This window comes from Salinibacterium sp. SWN248, from assembly GCF_015864575.1.
Taxonomy (GTDB): Bacteria; Actinomycetota; Actinomycetes; order Actinomycetales; family Microbacteriaceae; genus Rhodoglobus.
On sequence record NZ_JADYWW010000001.1, the window covers coordinates 326,546 to 342,087 of the forward strand.

A 15,542-nucleotide genomic window follows, 5' to 3' on the forward strand; every position below is an offset into this window, starting at 1 on the left:
TGGCCACGCACTTAGAAGCTTTCAGGTGCTTCCTGACAGCCGTGACTCCTAGATCAATCAATGACTGGAATCAGGGCGTCTCGAAGTAGATCGTGCACAAAGGCGCTAAGAGGTGTCCCTGAGAAATCCGCGAGATCCTTCAGCTGTTCGTAGACGTGATCTTCCGCCCGGGCGTTGATAGCGCCCATATTCTGTTGCATCTCGCCGAAATTTCACAGACGAAAGGACTGAGTACAAAATAGTGCACTGTCCGGGAGCGACCAGAACACCGGAGGAGTCCCATGCTTCGCGAGCATGGAGCCTCACTTTCCTAGGGTTTCGAGACGATCCGCCTAGCGGAAGGGCGAGATCTGCAAATTGCGTGCTCTTTCGCCGCCTCGGTTCGGTTGCGAGACTCAGATTTGAGCTGGAAGAGCATCTTGGCATCACCATGAGCGATGGGGGAACCTGCCGAGAACAAGGGCTGATCGGTCAAGTGCATCCTCATGAATGCCCATTCGAGCCAGTATGAGCAGCGTCAGGATGGCTCGGGTTTGGGCATTGATCGTCTTAAGGTCTTCGCCTGAGTCACCGCGGCGAGGTACGTGTGCTCCAGTGTGTGCGAGCTTATTGCGCACACGCTTGAAAAGCTTTATCCAGTCCGCTCGGTTGATTTCAAGATGTTCCATTCGTGTTGAGCCGATAGCTTCGACAAGCTCTTGAAGTCTGGTGTCGAGCGTAGGGCGGTTTTCTTGAAATTTCTCATAGAGGAATTCACGGAATGGGGCAAAATCCGCTCCAGGAAAAGCCACTTTGACTCTGGCCCTATTCTCATTGAGGAATTCTGGGGGAAAGCGTTGATCGCTTGACCCCACGCTCGAGTGGATATTCTCTGTGGCGGCTAACGCCGACGCGGTGGATTGCTCTCGTAGCCCTCTGTTGAGATGGAGATATGTTGTTATGACTTGAGGTGCAGGAAACTCTTCGTCCAACAATTTCCACCAGCTTTCAACTAGTTCCCCAAACTGCTGCTGGTCGGGTGTGACGATCATCTGACAGGCTCCGAGCCTCCTCACAGTACGCTCTCGAAAAGTATCCCGAAGGTACACGGGGTAAAGGTGCGTCGGATCTGTACCCATCCACTCTCCGAGAAGTGGAGCCCCAGACTGGTAGCAAAAGGTTAGAAGGGCTTGAAAGTCTTGGAGAAGCAACTCATGGAACTGCGCCGGAGCGGGCGGCTGCACGGCGAATACGACACGAGCATCCTGATCTCGATGGTTGATCATCGCACCGCTTTGGAGTCGCTCGTTCGTTTCGACGCGGCTAGGGTATTCGAGCGTTACGGTGACCGTGTAAGGCACATCGAACATGTCTTGGTAGGGGCTATTCAAAGTTGCGACCGTGTGGTGGGGCAAATCTCCATCAGCGGTTCCTTCAGGAACGGGCTGTCGGAACCTGCTCCAAACCCCAAGGTCGTGGAACGAAACGGCTGAATATCGAAAACAAGCAGCGGCGTCTTCGTCAAGGTGCGCACCCACGATTACATGTGTGTAATTTCGGACATGGTCCGTCCCGTTGCTTGCGTGCTCGAGGTAGCCGCTTGCGCGATCCCAAAGTGTGACCTGTTTCGCTCCCTCCTCGCCATCGACTGAGCCGTGAATTGTGGACGCATCCCCGAAAGCGAACACTGCCTGCCCGATGGGTGGGGCCGTCACAGTTAGGCGACCTAACCCTCGTTCGACCGAGAGAACTCCTGGGTAGCAAAGGGCGGGGCTGCCCTTGGGCCACCAATTGCCGGTAAATGAAGTATTAGGAGTCCAGTCCGGAAGAAGGCGAGGCGTGATCATGCAGCCAGTCTCTCAGCAGGTGGCCTTTAGGGCTAAGAATCAGACGCGATAGGCGTTCGAATAGTTCACCTGTTGTATTGAGGCCGATTCTTCGGGAATCGCTGTTAGGGCGGGTACGCTGTGCTGTCCCGGCAAATTGCTGCTCTCGTGACATTCGAACAGACGCCGCCTCCAGAACTTCAGCGGGCGGGCAACGATCCTACGTGTAAGACCAACTGCGCTCGAACGGTTCTCGGCATGCACGCACGGACCCACGCCGAGGGGCAAATGCAGGCGGGGTTCGTCTCTCAGGGCCGACTTGGCATGCTCCAGATCGGGATCCCCAACTGGCATCACTTCTAGCCGAGATCGGGAGCTCGGGATGTCTCGGTCTTTTGAGTTTCGAGCACCCTATAAAGAGTGTCCGGATCTGAATCTTGAAAGGGCTCCTTAGATGGCGCTACAAGACGATGTCAGCAATTACAGGTGCTGCTTTCGCTGCACGTTTACGGCATGCCCAGAAACAACTGTCGGCACCCACCGACGAGGATGGATGCCAACAGTCTGAGGGTGAGGACTAGCGGCCGAGCCAGCCGCCATCCACGTTGAGGATTGCGCCCGAGACGTAGTCGGAGGAGCGCGAGGCGAGGAACACGGTGGCACCCGCGAGGTCGCTGCCGACGCCCCAGCGACCGGCGGGGATGCGGTCGAGGATTGCCTTCGAGCGGTCGGGGTCGTCTTGCAACGCCTGGGTGTTGTCGGTCGCGATGTAGCCGGGGGCGATCGCGTTCACGGTGATGCCCTTGCCGGCCCACTCGTTCGAGAGTGCTTTCGTGAGACCGGCGATGCCCGACTTTGCTGCCGTGTAACCGGGAACGTTGATGCCGCCCTGGAAGCTGAGCAGCGATGCCGTGAAGATGATCTTGCCGCGACCGCGCTCGATCATCGAGCGAGCGATGGCCTGCGTGAGGGTGAACTGACTCGACAGGTTCACCTGAATGACCCGATCCCACAGCTCGGTGGGGTGGTCGACGGCGGGGGCGCGCTCGATGGTTCCGGCATTGTTGACGAGAATGTCCACATTGCGGGTCGAGAGAGTCTCGCCCAGAGCGGCTACGGCATCCGGGTCGGCGAAGTCACACGCGATACCTTCGAAAGTGCGGCCGTACGAGGTGACTGCCTTTTCGATGTCGCTGCCCGAAGCTTCGATCGTGGCGCTGACGCCGATGATGTTCGCGCCGGCGGCGGCGAGTGCCTCGGCCATGGCGAAGCCGATTCCGCGACGGGCGCCGGTGACGACCGCGGTGGTTCCGGTGAGGTCAAACATGCCGTTCATGGGGTTGCCTTTCTCTGCCGTGCTCACTTTTGGCCCGCGACATCCACGAGAATTTTCATTGCTTTACCGGCGGCAAGGTCAGCAAAAGCTTCGCTGGTTTGTGAGAGCGGCACAATGCGCGTGATCAACAGATCGGCCGGGATGACGCCGCCATCAAGCAGTTCGATCGCCTTTTCGAAGTCGGTGCGCTGGTAGACGCGCGCTCCCATAATCGTGAGTTCGCGCCAGAAGACGCGCTGCAGGTTGATCTCGCGCGGCGTGGGGTGGATGGCGACAACCACGAGAGTTCCGCGCACCTTCGCGAGGTCGGTCGCGCCGAGCACGGCGGCCGCAGCACCCGAAACTTCGAAGACAACGTCGGCTCCGGCGTCCCCGGTCCACTCGTTGACCCAGGCGACCTGATCAACTTCGAGGGGGCTGAGGGTTGTGAAGCCGAGGGCGTCGATCTGAGCACGGCGGGCAGCATCGATTTCGATGACGGCAACCTCAGCGCCAAATTCGCGGGCGACGGAGGCGATGAGAACACCGATGGGGCCGCCACCGATAATCACGGCCTTGTCGCCGGGCTTGAGGCCCGAACGGCGCACATCGTGCACGGCAACAGCGGTGGGTTCGACGAGTGCGGCGTGATCGAGGCGCAGCTCGGGCGGCAACGCAACGAGCGTTTCGGCGGGAACGTTCCATTTGCCCTGCAGGGCGCCGGGGGAGTCGATGCCGATGAAGTCGAGGTTCTGGCAAATGTGCTGGTTGCCGGCGAGGCAGGCGGGGCAGGTGTTGTCCCACCAGAGCGGCATGACCGTGACGTGGTCGCCGACGTTCCAGCCGTCAACGCCATTGCCGAGAGCGGAAATGGTGCCGCTCATCTCGTGACCGAAGGTCAAAGGCAACTGCACGCGGGCATCCATATTGCCGTGCAGGATGTGCATATCGGTGCCGCACAGCCCGTTGTAGGCGACCGCAATTTGAACTTCGCCGGCGGCCGGAGGCTTCGGTTCGTACTCTTTGACCTCAAGGCGTTGCTCGCCTACATAACTCACGCTCAGCACTGGTGCGCTCCTTTGCGATTAGTGGTGCGCCCAGGTCGAGTGTGAGCCGGATGCCGGAATGCGGCCCGTCTGAAGCACTGTTTCCCTTGCGCCTATTTCTGCGTCATACTAGCATGATCAAACGATTGTTCACGAGTATCTACAGAAGGCTGAACAGCAATGACTGACCACCACGGCGCACCAACGGAGTCTGCGCCACTGGACCGCCCCCTCGAGGGAATCCTTGTTCTGGACTTCAGCCAATTCTTGGCCGGACCAGTCGCAGCGATGCGTCTCGCCGACCTCGGAGCCCGCGTCATCAAGATCGAACGCCCCGGCACGGGAGACATCGGTCGCACCCTCGCTTTCGCCGGTCGCGAGTTCGACGGCGACACTGTTTCGTTCCACGCGATGAACCGCAACAAGGAGTCGATCACCGCTGACCTCAAGGTCGCCGACGACCTCGCCTACGTGAAAGAGCTCGTCGAACGTGCCGACGTGATCATCCAGAATTTCCGCCCCGGCGTAATGGAGCGCATCGGGCTCGACTTTGAATCCGTGCGCGCCATCAACCCCGGCATCGTCTACGCCAGCGCGACCGGCTACGGCGAAGAGGGCCCGTGGAAAGATCGCCCGGGGCAAGACCTGCTCGCTCAGTCGATGTCGGGCATCCCGTGGCTCAACGGCTCCAAGACCGACGGCCCCGTGCCGGTCGGGCTCTCGATCGCCGACCACCTGATGAGCTGCCACATCGCCCAGGGAGTCACCGCGCTTCTCGTGCGCAAGTTCCGCACCGGCAAGGGCGGCCTCGTGCAGACCAGCCTGCTCGAAGCGATGCTCGACCTGCAGTTCGAGCTGCTGAGCACCAAGCTCAACGACGACAGCATCACGGTGCAGCGCCACGGCGAGCACTCGGCTCATGCCTTCTTGGCGGCGCCCTACGGCACGTATCCCACCACTGATGGTTACATCGCCATGGCCATGAATCCACTGCCGAAACTGGGCGACCTGCTCGGCATTGCAGAACTCAGCGCCATGCTCGACCCGCAGCTCGCCTGGGATCGCCAAGAGTATGTCGAAGAAGTTCTCGCCGCGCACTTCGCGACCGGCACCACCCAGCAGTGGCTCGACATTCTCGATGCCGGCGACGTGTGGTGCGCTCCCGTACTCACGCTCGACGAACTGCTGGCCTCAGGCGGCTTCGAAGCGATTCGGATGACGCAGCCCGTCAGCCGCGGAGGCAACGACCTGCTGACGACCCGCAGTCCCATCCGCGTTGACGGCCAAATTCTCACGAGCACTAAAGCAGCCCCGACTCTCGGAGAAGACAACGACAGCGTGCGGGCCGAGTTCCCGTCGCGCGCTGCTGCCGCAGCCGCAGCTGCCGGCGCCGCTCCCGCCGCAACTCAGGAGGCCTCCGCATGAGCCCGACCATCGTTCGCGGAATGACGTGGGAACACGAACGCGGCTACGGCAGCGTCGTGAAGGCGGCCGAAGCGTATCGCTCGGTGGCTCCCGATGTCGAGGTGCAATGGGAGTACCGCTCACTGCAGGCTTTTGCCGACCAAGATCTGGAGAGTCTGGTTGAGCAATACGACCTGCTCGTGATCGATCATCCGCACATTCCGGTTGCGGCAGAAGACAAACTCTTCACTCCGCTGAACGGGCGCGGCTTTGACGCCGAGTTGGCCACGCTGGCAACGCAGTCGGTCGGGCGCTCGCACGAGTCGTACCAACACCTCGGCCAGCAGTGGGGCCTCGCGCTCGACGCTGCCGCGCAGGTTGCCGCGTACCGCCCCGATCTTCTTGAGGCACCGCCTCGCACCTGGCCCGAGGTGATCGCGCTCGCCGAAGAAGGCCGGGTGCTCTGGCCGTTCAAGCCGGTCGACTCCTACTCGAGCCTCATCACGATTGCCGCAGGACTCGGCGAAGACCCGATGGCGACGTCCGGTGTTTTCCTCTCCGAAGACGTACTGACTCGTTCGATGGAGTTGCTCACGCGCTTGGCCCGCTTGGTGCCCGCTGACAACGCCGGCTTCAACCCGATTCAGGTCGCTGATGTGCTCGCCGAGAGCGACACCTTCGCGTACTCGCCGTTGCTCTTTGGTTACACGAACTATTCGCGTGCCGGCTACCGGTCGAACCGCGTTCAGTACATCGACATCCCGAGCTCGACGCGCGGCCTTGCCGGTTCGCTGCTCGGTGGCGCTGGAATCGCAGTCTCGTCACGCAGCCAGGTCATGGATGCCGCGATCGCGCACGCCTTCTGGCTCGCCTCGGGCGACGTGCAAGAGAGCTCGTACTACGACGGTGGCGGCCAGCCCGGCAATGCGGTCGCGTGGGAAAGCGCCCGCACCAACGCCGACAGCCTCGACTTCTTCACCGGCACGCGCGCAACGCTCGAAGGCGCCTACCTGCGCCCTCGCTTCGCGACCTACATCGAACTGCAAAATGCGGTGTCCCCGCTCGTGACCGCAGCCCTCTTGGGCGAGATCACAATTGCTGAACTACGCGAACGCCTCGATGCGGGCGTCGCAGAATGGCTGGTGCGCTGATGCTCACGAAAGACCGCTGGTATGACGACCACGAGGTAGGGGAGCGTCGCGAGACCGTCGGCCGCACCATCACCGAAGCCGACATCGTGCTGCACGCTGGCCAGACCGGCGACTTCTTTCCGCACCACATGGATGCCGAATGGATGGCGACGCAGCCCGCCGGGCAGCGCATCGCGCACGGCACGCTAATCCTCTCCGTTGCGGTGGGAATGACAGCGGGCGACATTAACCCGCAGGCGATGAGTTATGGCTATGACCGCATCCGCTTCATCCGCCCCGTTTTTATCGGCGACACCATTCGAGTGACGGCGGAGATCAACGAAATGTCGTTGCACGCGAAGCGACCGGAGGAGGCGGGCTACCTGCACGAACTGGTGACGGTAACCAATCAACATGGTGACACCGTGATGGTGCTGACCCACCTGTATTTGGTCAATCGACGTACCAGCGAGTAGTTGCCCGAATACACTGGCAACCATGGCTACTTTGAGTGATGTTGCAACCCGCGCCGGAGTCTCGGTGTCGGCGGTCTCGCGTGTGCTGAGCGAAAAGCCGGGCGTGCGGGTGAGCGTGGCAACCCGGCAGCGCATTCACGATGCCGCGAAAGAACTCAACTACCGGCCCAACTTCACGGCGCGGGCGCTCAAGTCATCGCGCACGCACGCGGTCGGCCTTGTCGTGCCCGGCGTCACGAACGCCATCTTCGCCGAGCTCATGCGCGGTGTCGAAGAGGAAGCCAGAACCAAGGATTACATGGTGCTGATCGCGAGCACCGAACGGTTGCCCGAGGGCGAAGAGTCCATCCCGCGCCTCATGGGCGAGGGCCGAGTCGATGGTGTTCTCGTGCAGTTCGGCGACCACTTGAGTGGCGACGACCTGCGCACCGTGACCGACAGCGGCCTGCCCGTGATCTCCATCAACACGATCAACCCCGGCAGCGGTGGCTCGGTGCGTCTTGAAGATGAGGCCGGGATGCGCCTCGCGACCGAGCACCTCATCGAACTCGGCCACACCCGCATTGGGTATGCCGGCGGTGTGCCCACCTCGGAGTCAGGTCAGCGTCGTCTCGCCGGATTCCTCGAGGCGATGGCTGCGGCGAAGCTCACGGTCGAACCCGAACTTGTCACTGACTTTGGGTACTACCCCAAGCAGGGCGCTCAGGCTCTGGATGCGATGGCCGAGTTGTCGACCCCTCCTACCGCGGTGGTCGTGGCCAACATCAACGCTGCTCACGGTGTGCTCTCTGAGGCACGACGGTTGGGCATCCGCGTTCCCGAAGACATGTCGATCGTGGCCATGCACGACACGTGGACGGCCGAAATTGCGTGGCCGCCGCTCACGTGCGTGCGCTTGCCGCTGTATGAACTTGGCCGTGCCGCCATGGCGAGTCTGTGGGATAACATCAACTCCGGAACCGCCGAAGACCGTGTCATTGCCGATCCAGCACCGGAGCTGATCGTGCGCGAATCTACTGCGCCACCGGCGCGCTAACACTCCCTGGAGACGTCAACAGTGAAGACCAGATCAACTCAGCGCGGACTTGAACTGACCGAGATCGGCCTCGGTGCCGCCCAACTCGGCAACCTCTACCGTGAAACCACCGACACTGAGGTTGAAGAGGGCGTTGCTGCCGCGTGGGACGCCGGAGTTCGTTACTTCGACACCGCACCCCACTACGGCCTCGGGCTCTCCGAGCGCCGCCTCGGCGAACAACTGCGCACCCACCCGCGCGACGAATACGTAATCTCGAGCAAGGTCGGCAAGCTTCTCGTGCCCAACCCCGGTGGAGAAGACCGGATGGATGACCAGGGCTTCGCCGTGCCCGCCGTCACCACACGACAGTGGGATTTCAGTCGCGACGGCATCCTCCGCTCAGTCGAAGAATCTCTCGCCCGCACCGGACTCGACCACATCGATGTGCTCTACATGCACGACCCCGACGACCACTTTGAGCAGGCGTCGACGGAGGGCATCGCGGCTCTCATCGAGCTACGCGAACAGGGCGTGGTGAAAGCCGTCGGTGCGGGCATGAACGCGGCGGCGCCGTTAGCTGAGCTAATTCGCCGTGCGGACGTCGACCTCGTGATGTGCGCTGGCCGCTTCACTCTCATCGACGACGACGCACTTGCCGACCTGATGCCGCTCGCTCTCGAACGCAACGTCGGCATCGTGGTTGCCGGCGTCTACAACTCCGGATTGCTCGGTCGCAATCGTCCAAGCCCCGACGCGACTTTCGACTACGGGCCTGTTCCGCCCGCCATTCTTGAGCGGGCCAACCGTGTAGCTGACGCGTGCGAAGCCCACGGTGTGACGCTGCCCGAAGCCGCTATTGCATACGTGCTGCGGCATCCGGCTGTCGTCTCGGTGGTGGTCGGCGCTCGCGGTGGCGACCAGGTGCGCTCGAACATTGAGCGCTACGAAGCCGCGATGCTCGACGGGCTGTGGGCTGACCTCGAAGCTGCCGGGCTGGTCGCTGCGCTCTCCTAGAACGTTGCAGGCGTGGCCCAGGTGCGGCCGGGTATCGCGCTCTCTTTCCGTTAACGAAGTGAGGGGCCGAGCCAACCGGCCCGACCCCTCATCGCTTTCGTGCGGTTTCTACTTGACGGTCACACTGACCGGTTGTGAGGCGGTTTCGCCGTGAGGGTTCACGAACACCACGACGAGCTGGTGCTTTCCGGGAGCGATATCTGAAAGCTCCACAGCCACATACTGCGCGAGCGGAGTTTCTGCCGTCAGCGCCCCTTCGCTCACGACAACACCATCGAGCTCGAAGCGATACTCGGTGGCATTCGTGCCCCACCAGAGGTTCGCGAACGCCGTGAACGTCGACGCCTTGGCCCAGTTGTTGTGGCTCACCGTCGGGCGACCGGGGTCAGCAGACGTGACCGTCACTGTGGTGGTGGATGTTGATCGCACGCCCTGCGAGTTGACGAGTTCGCCAGTGTAGACGTACGTTCCATTCGGCTTGTCGGTGAAGTCGATGCTGGCCTTCTGCGCGTAGACCGACGTCGATTCCGGCAGAACCGTGTTCACCAATTCGCCGTTCTCGTAAAGACGGAGAACGCTGCCCTGGGTGCCCCACCACATGTTCATATCCACGCGATAGTTGCCGTCGTGCAAGCCATAGGCCCACCCGCTGGTGTTGGAGAGCGTTCCGCGCGACGGCAGTTGAATTGCCCCATCGTCGAAGGGAAGCACGGTGAGAGTCACCGACTCTTCGGTGACCAGTCCATCTCCGTTCGTTGCTGTTGCCGTGAGTACGACATCCGTGCCCACGAGCGCAGCAAGTTCTTCAGCAGAGATCGTTGCATCTGCGGCAACATCCTCGCCGTTGAACGTGACAGCAAGCGACTGGATGCCGCTCTCGGCATCACTTGCAGTGACAGCCAGCTCAAGGGCAGCATCCGCAAAGATGACCCCGGATGGCAATCCGGCGAGAACGGGAGCAGTCTCGTCGGTGGCAATCGTCGGCTCGCAGAGCGCGGTGAGGTAGTCGTCAGAAGCGACATCCGGGTCGGCGGAGACAGTGACAGCCTGGCAACCAGCGCCCACGTCGGGGAGTGTCGCGAACCCGCCCTCAACATCGACACCGGTCAGTGTTCCATTGAGGTAGACCCCGGTAGTTCCGTCAGGAACCGGCACGACTAGATCGGCCGTCGTGTTTCCGGGGATCTCCGCGACGAGACGAATTGTGCCGTCTTCTGCATGGTTGAAGGCTGCACCAATCTGACCCTTGACGGTCGGAACGGTGATGCGCGCCTCGTCAACGCCACCCGGCTGCGGCTTCACTTGGAACGTTTCGTAACCCACCTCGATCGGTTCGATGCCGAAGAGGCCTGCAGGCACATGGAATGCCGGTGAGGCAGCCCAGGGGTGCGAGTAGGTGAGGTTGTTCTTCTGCGAGGGGTCCCACGCTTCCATCGTTGCGCCAGCACCGAGGTTGATCATGTTCATCCAGCTCGACGTACCTTCATCGGTGAGGAGGCCAACTGCGGCATCCGCAGCTCCACCATCGAAGAGGCCCGAGATCGAGAAGCCGGCGCAATACACGCTGCACGCCATGCCCTTCGAGGCGACAAAGTCAGCAACCTGCGCAGACTCGTCATTCTCGGGAACTCCGAACGACAGAGCGAAAGCACTCGCGTGGAGTGAGTAGTGACCGGTGAGGACGCCGTCGGCATCCATTCCATCGTCGTAGCTGCCGGTGTCTTCGTTGTAGAGCAACTCGTTCATAGCGTCACGCATGCGTTCGGCCTGAGCGGTGTACGTTGCAGCATCGTCATCGAGACCGAGTGCATCTGCCATAGAGGCCATGTCGACGAGCGAGCGGTACGCCAAGGCATTAATCACCGTGTTGTACTCGCGGAACTCGTAGTTGTCACGCTGGCTAGTGGGCCAGTCGACGATGTCGCAATCGGTGCGGCTAGCGCAGCCGTCTGACCCGGAGGACTTGAATACAAGGCCCGTTTCGGAATCGATCCATTTTGTCGGCATCTTGTCGACGAGCGAGTCGTATGACGTCTCGACCTGTTCGAGATTGCCAGTCTGGCGCCAGGCATCATGGACCGCCAGCACCACGTACATCGGCCATTCGGTAGGCCACGTGCGGTTGTTCGCGAAGTAGTCCATCGAGTAGCGGCCGAGCGAGAGATCTTCCATGAGGTACAGCGACGACTTGAGCTGAAGGTAGCCGTCTGCTTCATAGTTGATGCGCTCGCGAGTCCAGGAATCGGTGTAGAAGTTCGCATTGAGCGCTTCGATCGAATTCTTCGACAGCGAATAGACCTGGTTGAGGTTGTCATCGGATGACGTGAAGGTCGATGCTTCTTCGTTGAACGGATAGACGAGTGCCAGCGCCTGAAGGTTCTCGGCGGTTACGGGCTCGGGCGCATCCAGAATCTCGAGGTAGCGGAACACTCGCATGCCCCACGTTTCCATCGTCTGCTCACCGTCGGTGAGTGTTGCAACATCCCGGTACTCGTTGGTGTTCGTGGTGAGCTTGTACTTCACCGTGTTCTCGGCCGAGGTGATTTCACCGAAGCGAAGTTCGACGGTATCGCCCGCTGTGCCATCGGCAATGTCGTAACTGACGCCACCGATCCACGTGCGACCGAAGTCAACGAAGTAGTTTCCATCACCCTTATCGACGATAGAAATCGGGTCGTGAAGCTGCTGCTCGACCTTGGCGATCGGCGTAGCTTGCAGATCAGGGAAGGCCGGCTTCTCGACTGCGCCCGACCATTCGGAGTCATCGAATCCCACGGTGGTGTAACCGGTGGGGAACTCGCGGAGGTCGAGGTTCTCCTTGGGAGCGGTGTAGCGCGACGAGCTGATCGATCCAGCATCCGGAAGCACCGGTGAACCAGGAAGAGCGGTCCACGATTCGTCACTGCCGAAGGTCTCCGTTGAGCCATCCGCATAGGTCACGACGAGCTCACCGATGAACTTCTGAAGAGAAGCATTGGCCGAATAGGCCTGGATGCCAATAGCGTTCAGGTCGCCCTGTTCGAGTAGCGCGGTGACATCGAACCCGTCGTAGCGGTTCTCCGTGCCGATGCGGTTCGTCGGGCCGAGGCCGACAAACTCCCCGTTGACATACGCCTTGAACGCGAACTGGCTGTGCGTGCGGAAGTCTCCAGCAGTGGCGAAGAGCGTTGCTCCGGTGATGGCCTGGTCGCTGAGTTCAACCTCGGTGCGCAGGAACGCCCAGCTGGTAGTGATCGTTCGCGCTCCGGGAACGGAAAGGAGGCAGGCGCTGGACTTGCCCACCGTGATAACCCCGTTGTCGACAGAGCCGCACGCGAGTGGGCTAGAGCCAGCCGGGTCAAAAGTGAACAGTTCTTCGCCATCCGGTGCGGTGACCGTGAGGGCGCTGACCGTTCCGCCTTCGGAACCACCGGTGCGGAAGCCGACGCCGCCGGAAGCGAATGCAGTATTGGTGCGTTCGTCAACTTGTACGCCAGCGACCAATGTTGTGATGGTCGAGCCCGACACGGTGATCTGAATATCGACCGGCACGTCTGGCGTGATGGAACCGCTCGGAAGCGATACGGCGGGAAGAGCGACGTACTTGCCGTTGGTCAGCGTGTGAGGAACGAGCTGGTTCTTGTCGGCTCGGAACTGCCACATGTAGGCGTTGGAGCCATCGACGCCGCGCACGAAGATTCCGAGGGCAACGGTCGTGCTGATCGTGGTGTCGAGGGTGTAGTCAACCCACGGGGCAGAGGCGCCAGGATACTCGGAGGAAGCCCAGATGGGTTCAGCATCCCAGTCACTGCCGACCGCTGTGCCAAACCATGTTGGACTGGCGGATGCCGATTCAGCGTCGTCGGAATCCCACGTGGTGACACTCCAGAAGTAGCGAGTGGCGGCAGCGAGAGGCTCTCCGTCATAGGCGACATCAGTTTGGTCGGTGGAGGCAACCTTGCCGGAATCCCAGACGTCACCGTTGCCGTTCGCAGCGGCATCCGCGGTGCTCGAGACCCGAATTTGGTAGGCAGACTGAACGATCGTGTTGACGTACCACGAGAACGTGGGGTCTTCGAGATCATCGAGATCGGCGGGCTTCTCGAGCCCGTTGATGCGCAGGCCAGTCGGGGCGGTTGTGGCCGCGGCGGCGTGCGCAAAGGTTGAGGTGCTGAGGGCGAGTGAGGTGATCAAGAGCAGGAAAGCCAACGCGGCGGCGACTGCTCGGGATGGACGGAGGACTCTTGGCGACATTGCCAGTTGCATCGGCTTCCTTGCCTTTTGCGATCGCAGAGCGACCGGGACTGCTTCCTGAAATTCGACTCTGAATCGATTCAGGCTGAATCGATTCAATAGTGACGCAGCGTTCTACCCCTGTCAAGGGGTGTGGTGAACCACTAATTCACACCCTTGTGATCAAACGATTGATCAGATACCGTAACCACTATCGCTCGCTATTAGAAATGAGGAGCCCTTTCCATGGGACTCACTGACACAGCCCTAACCATTACCGCCGTGCGCGCAGTGTTGCTTTCGCACCGGTACCAGCCCGGAGAAGAACTGACGTGGGTAGGTGGCACCATTTGGTCGTGGGATGCCGCGCTCGTCGAAGTAACCCTCTCTGATGGAACCACCGGAATCGGGGAAGCGGGAGCGGGCATCATGGCCGCCGCCGCCGTACCCGGAATCGTCGATGCCTTCCGCCCCTACGTTCTCGACCACGAGTTCGCTCACCCGCTCGACGTCGCTGACCACCTTCGCGCGTACACCGCCTTCTGGGCGCGCGGAGGAATGCTCAACGGCGTTGCTGGAGCAATCGAAACTGCAGCCGTGGATGCCGTCGGCAAGCGCCTCGGCGTTCCCGCCTACGAGGTGCTCGGTGGCCTCAAGCGCGACTGGATCGAGTCGTACGCCAGTGGCGGCCTCGGCACCACCTTCGGCGAGGTTTCCGACTGGGCCGCGGCTCAGATCGAAGCCGGCTTTGGCACTGTGAAGTTCCGCGCCATGACCGATCCAGACACCACCATCAAGCTGCTCGACCACGTGACCGCGCTGCTGCCCGAGGGCGTGCAGTTCGTCATCGATGCTGTGCAGGCCTGCGCCTCTGACCCGTGGCCCGTCGACGAAGCAATTCGCGTCGGCAAGAAGGCTGCCGAACTCGGAGCCCGCTGGTACGAAGAGCCCTGCCAGGCGGATGACGTGGCTGGCTACGCCGCCGTGCGTGCGGCCGTGAACGTGCCGATCTCCGGTGTCGAATCCAACGGAACCGTGCGGGACTTCGCGCAACTGCTCGACGCCAACGCGCTCGACGTTGCTCAGCCCGACGTCACTTTCGTGGGTGGCCCCAAGGCCTTCGCGCAGGTCGCCGAGCTCGCTCACGCCGCCGGCGTGAAGACCGTGCCTCACGTGTGGGGCAGCGGCGTTACGTTCGCCGCCAACCTGCACACCGTGCTTGCGAACCCCTACGTTGAGCTCTTCGAGTACTGCACCCTGCCCAACCCGTTGCGCGAAGCAATGCGGGTGGAAGAGGTCGACTTCAAGGATGGCGGAATCGTGGCTCCGAAGGCTCCCGGCCTCGGCATCCAGCTGACTCCCGAAATCGAAGCGCTGTTCCCCTTCAGCCCCGGAGGTGGACATGTCATCCGCTAACGCCGCCGGCGCCGCCACCAGCGACTCGGGTTTCACGCCGCAGCCCGGCGACGAACGCTTGACGACCGCGATTCTCAGTGACTCGTGCGACGAATCAGGGCTGCGCCACCAGGTACTCAACCAGCGGTACGCTCCCATCACGCCGGGTTCGCGTGCCTTTGGCCGTGCCCGCACGGTGCGCTTCGCTCCGGCGCTCGAATCAGATCTCGATGACCCGTACAAAGAGTCGATCGACTTCATTGACGGCATCGGCGCTGGCCAGATGATTGTCATCGCCACCGACAGCAGCAACGACTCGGGCTTCTGGGGCGAACTGTTTAGCGCGGCGGCCCTGGGCGCGAAAGCCTCTGGAGTCATCACCGACGGCAACCTACGCGATACCGACAAGATCGCCGAACTCGGCTTTCCGTCGTTCTCGCGTTCGCGCCGCCCCATCGACTTTCGAGCCCGGATGCGCGTCATCGCCTCCGACGTTGTTGTCGAGCTGGGTGGGGTGCTGATTGCGCCCGGTGATCTCGTGATGGCCGATGATGACGGAGCAGTCGTGATCCCGCAGTCGCGCGAAGAAGAAGTGCTCACGCGGGCTCGCGCCCGAGCATCCAATGAATCGACGGTTCTCGCAGAATTGCTCGCCGGAGATTCATTGCGCACCGTGTGGGAACGGCACGGCATTCTCTAAACTGGCCACCTGCGAAGGGACTACACC

General features: G+C 61.6%; 11 protein-coding genes and 1 pseudogene. 7 read left to right on the forward strand and 5 right to left on the reverse strand.

Features of this window, described 5'->3' with window-relative positions; genetic code table 11:
- Positions 1 to 425 precede the first annotated feature (425 nt).
- The 4 genes and pseudogenes from I6E73_RS14950 to I6E73_RS01540 all read right to left on the reverse strand — a co-directional run bounded on the left by I6E73_RS14950 (position 426) and on the right by I6E73_RS01540 (position 4,187).
- Positions 426 to 1,031: a HEPN domain-containing protein gene (locus tag I6E73_RS14950; protein ID WP_374189162.1), complete on the reverse strand. Its 606-nt coding sequence runs from the start codon at positions 1,029 to 1,031 to the stop codon at positions 426 to 428.
- Positions 1,032 to 1,205: 174 nt separating this feature from the next.
- A pseudogene (locus tag I6E73_RS14955) lies at positions 1,206 to 1,826 on the reverse strand (hypothetical protein); the annotation flags it as partial.
- A 556-nt stretch (positions 1,827 to 2,382) separates the two neighbouring features.
- Positions 2,383 to 3,141, reverse strand: a complete 759-nt coding sequence (locus I6E73_RS01535) for an SDR family oxidoreductase (RefSeq protein ID WP_129072562.1) — start codon at positions 3,139 to 3,141, stop codon at positions 2,383 to 2,385.
- Positions 3,142 to 3,164: 23 nt separating this feature from the next.
- A complete protein-coding gene (locus tag I6E73_RS01540) occupies positions 3,165 to 4,187 on the reverse strand; it encodes a zinc-binding dehydrogenase (RefSeq protein WP_197122415.1) in 1,023 nt (340 codons plus the stop codon).
- A 159-nt stretch (positions 4,188 to 4,346) separates the two neighbouring features.
- Here I6E73_RS01540 and I6E73_RS01545 point away from each other — a divergent pair, with 159 nt between their 5' ends.
- Genes I6E73_RS01545 through I6E73_RS01565 form a run of 5 tightly spaced genes read left to right on the forward strand, consistent with a single transcriptional unit; the run spans position 4,347 to position 9,208 of the window.
- Complete coding sequence (locus I6E73_RS01545; RefSeq protein WP_197122543.1) at positions 4,347 to 5,591, forward strand: CaiB/BaiF CoA-transferase family protein; 1,245 nt, start codon at positions 4,347 to 4,349, stop codon at positions 5,589 to 5,591.
- Positions 5,588 to 6,721, forward strand: coding sequence for an extracellular solute-binding protein (locus I6E73_RS01550; protein WP_197122551.1), 1,134 nt, complete (start codon positions 5,588 to 5,590; stop codon positions 6,719 to 6,721). Before I6E73_RS01545 ends, I6E73_RS01550 begins: the two co-directional genes overlap by 4 nt.
- Positions 6,706 to 7,176, forward strand: coding sequence for a MaoC/PaaZ C-terminal domain-containing protein (locus I6E73_RS01555; RefSeq protein ID WP_197122553.1), 471 nt, complete (start codon positions 6,706 to 6,708; stop codon positions 7,174 to 7,176). The genes I6E73_RS01550 and I6E73_RS01555 overlap by 16 nt, the downstream gene beginning before the upstream one ends.
- Positions 7,177 to 7,198: 22 nt before the next feature.
- The gene (locus I6E73_RS01560) at positions 7,199 to 8,212 is read left to right on the forward strand and encodes a LacI family DNA-binding transcriptional regulator (protein WP_197122555.1); all 1,014 of its coding nucleotides are present in this window, start codon (positions 7,199 to 7,201) and stop codon (positions 8,210 to 8,212) included.
- A 21-nt stretch (positions 8,213 to 8,233) separates the two neighbouring features.
- Positions 8,234 to 9,208 (forward strand): aldo/keto reductase, encoded by a 975-nt coding sequence (locus tag I6E73_RS01565; protein WP_197122557.1) that lies wholly within the window; start codon positions 8,234 to 8,236, stop codon positions 9,206 to 9,208.
- A gap of 108 nt (positions 9,209 to 9,316) precedes the next feature.
- On the opposite strand, the gene I6E73_RS01570 is transcribed toward I6E73_RS01565, so the two are convergent.
- A complete protein-coding gene (locus I6E73_RS01570) occupies positions 9,317 to 13,441 on the reverse strand; it encodes a family 78 glycoside hydrolase catalytic domain (RefSeq protein WP_197122559.1) in 4,125 nt (1,374 codons plus the stop codon).
- Between the two features lie 225 nt (positions 13,442 to 13,666).
- Here I6E73_RS01570 and I6E73_RS01575 point away from each other — a divergent pair, with 225 nt between their 5' ends.
- On the forward strand, positions 13,667 to 14,836 hold the full coding sequence (locus I6E73_RS01575; protein ID WP_197122561.1) for a mandelate racemase/muconate lactonizing enzyme family protein: 1,170 nt from the start codon (positions 13,667 to 13,669) through the stop codon (positions 14,834 to 14,836).
- A complete protein-coding gene (locus I6E73_RS01580; RefSeq protein ID WP_197122563.1) occupies positions 14,823 to 15,515 on the forward strand; it encodes an RraA family protein in 693 nt (230 codons plus the stop codon). The genes I6E73_RS01575 and I6E73_RS01580 overlap by 14 nt, the downstream gene beginning before the upstream one ends.
- The last annotated feature ends 27 nt before the right edge of the window (positions 15,516 to 15,542 follow it).